Source organism: Actinotalea sp. (assembly GCF_041597215.1).
GTDB lineage: Bacteria > Actinomycetota > Actinomycetes > Actinomycetales > Cellulomonadaceae > Actinotalea.
Genome location: NZ_JBFHHB010000361.1, coordinates 1 through 1,192 on the forward strand (window position 1 = coordinate 1; position 1,192 = coordinate 1,192).

The 1,192-nt window shown below is 70.7% G+C and carries 2 protein-coding genes; both read left to right on the forward strand.

Annotation, left to right across the window (positions count from 1 at the left end):
• The first annotated feature begins 156 nt into the window (after window positions 1-156).
• Complete coding sequence (locus ABWK99_RS16020; protein WP_372595679.1) at window positions 157-657, forward strand: hypothetical protein; 501 nt, start codon at window positions 157-159, stop codon at window positions 655-657.
• A 382-nt stretch (window positions 658-1,039) separates the two neighbouring features.
• Window positions 1,040-1,192, forward strand: a complete 153-nt coding sequence (locus ABWK99_RS16025; protein WP_372595680.1) for a hypothetical protein — start codon at window positions 1,040-1,042, stop codon at window positions 1,190-1,192.

Here is a 1,192-nt window from a genome sequence, read left to right on the forward strand (position 1 = left end):
GCACACGCCCTGCCCACCACGACCCACCCCACCACCCGGTCGGCATCGCACCCGGCACTGCCTGCGCAAGCGGCACGAGACATGCGGGGGCGGTGTCGTCGGCGGGTACGCGTGCGAGTGCACCTGCCACAACCACGACGACGAGGAGGAGTCGGCATGAGCACCCTGCTCGCCATCGACCCCGGACCGACCGAGTCCGGGTGGGTCGTCATCGACTCCGCCACGTGCGAGCCGACCGCGTTCGGCAAGACCCCGAACGGCGAGCTCCTCCTCGCGCTCCAGCTCACCTCGCTCGGCACAATCCCCGTCGCCGTCATCGAGATGGTCGCCTCCTACGGCATGGCTGTCGGCGCCGAGGTCTTCGACACCTGTGTGTGGATCGGGCGCTTCGCCCAGACCCTCACCGACCGCACCGGCCGCGAGCCCGCGCTCATCAAGCGACTGCCCGTCAAGACCCACCTGTGCCACTCCGCCAAGGCGAACGACTCGAACGTCCGCCAGGCCCTCGTCGACCGGTTCGCACCCGCGCAACCCAACCACGGCAAGGGCACCAAGGCCGCCCCGGGCTTCTTCCACGGCTTCGCCGCCGACGTCTGGCAGGCGATGGCCCTGGCCGTCTACGCCGCCGACACCCGACCTGAAGGAGGCGAAGTGTGATGCCGATCCGCCCAGAGAACCGAGGACGCTACCCCGACGACTGGCGCGCGATCAGTTTCCGGATCCGCACCGAGCGGGCGCAGGGGCGCTGCGAGTGCCGCGGGGAGTGCGGCAGGCCTGCCGCACACATCAGCGCGGATGGGCGGTGCTGGAACCGGAATGGCCGTCTGGCCTTCGGCACTGGGTCGCGGGTCGTCCTGACCGTCGCCCACCTGGACCACACCCCGGAGCACTGCACTGACGACAACCTCCGGGCGATGTGCCAGGGATGCCACCTCAGCTACGACCGCGACCACCATGCCGAGACCCGCCAGCGCGTACTGCACGAAGCGCGCGTCGCCGGCGGCCAAGGCCTACTCGAGCTTCCAGGAGGCACCGCCTGATGGCCACCACGCCGCGCGAGAGGGTCGCGCTCATCGCGTCACTCACCGCGCACGCCACCCCGAGCACCGACGAACGCGTCCTGACCGAGATCGCCCTCGTCCTGGACGGTGCGAGCGTCCAAGACCTCGCCGACCTGCGGGCGGTCCGCTGA